This window comes from Blastococcus sp. TF02A-30 (assembly GCF_003319185.1).
Taxonomy (GTDB): Bacteria; Actinomycetota; Actinomycetes; order Mycobacteriales; family Geodermatophilaceae; genus Blastococcus.
Genome location: NZ_QOHJ01000016.1, coordinates 1 through 1,116 on the forward strand (window position 1 = coordinate 1; position 1,116 = coordinate 1,116).

General features: G+C 71.3%; 1 protein-coding gene. It reads left to right on the forward strand.

Annotated elements, in window-relative coordinates:
* Positions 1 to 25: 25 nt before the first annotated feature.
* On the forward strand, positions 26 to 1,116 hold a 1,091-nt coding region (locus DQ241_RS20215; protein ID WP_199584790.1), incomplete at its 3' end, for a metal ABC transporter substrate-binding protein.

Consider the following 1,116-nt stretch of genomic DNA (forward strand, 5'->3'; position numbering starts at 1 on the left):
AGATGTGTATAAGAGACAGGGTCGTGTGCTGGTGCTCGACGGCACCACCGGCGCGGTGCGCGCCGGCACGGAGCCGCTCCTTCCCGAGACCCTCCTCGACCCCTCGGCGCTGCGCGGGGTGACCCTCGTCGCCGATGCCCAGCGCGCCTACCCTCAATGCGCCGATCGAGCAGCTCTTGTACGAGATCGACTACGCCGACGCCGCGCGCATCGCGCGCGTCTTCGAAACCGCCTCTGCGCCCCTGTTCGCCGCGGAGGTGGGGCGATGACCCGTCGGCGGGCGGGCGCGGCGGCCGCGCTGGTCCTCGCCGCCGTGCTGTCCGGATGCGCGGCCGCGAGCGACGACCGTCCGCTCGTCGTCGTCTCCACCAACATCCTGGGCGACGTCGTGGGCAAGGTCGCCGGCGACCAGCTGCGTGTGCAGACGCTTATGCGCCCCAACAGCGACCCGCACTCGTTCGAGATCTCGGCCCAAGAGGCCGCGGCCCTCCGGACGGCGGACCTCATCGTCTCGAACGGGCTCGGGCTGGAGGAGGGGCTGCAGCAGCACCTCGACGCCGCCGAAGCGGACGGCGTTCCTGCGTTCGTCGCGGGCGAGGAGGTGGACGTCGTGGATTACACCGGCGACGAGAACGCCGGGGTGCCGGATCCGCACTTCTGGACCGATCCGGCGCGCATGGTGGACGTCGTCGACGCCCTTGAGGATGCGTTGGCCGCCGTGGACGGGGTGGATGCTGCCGCCATCGCCCGCGCGGCGGACGCCTACCGTGCCGCGCTGGCGGCGCTGGATGACGAGATGTCTGCCGCCTTCGCCGCCATCCCGCCGCAGCGGCGGGCTCTCGTCACCAACCACCACGTGTTCGGCTACCTCGCCGACCGCTACGGGTTCGACCTCGTCGGTGCGGTGATCCCGGGAGGCACCACCCTGGCCGCGCCGAGTGCGTCGGACCTCGCCGACCTCGCCGGGGCCATCGAGCGCACCGGTGTGCCGGCGATCTTCGCCGAGTCGTCCTCACCCGACCGGCTCGTCCGAGCCCTGGCGAGCGAGGCCGGCGTGCAGGTGAAGGTCTTGACGCTCTTCACCGAGTCGCTCACCGCTGTCTCTTATACACATCT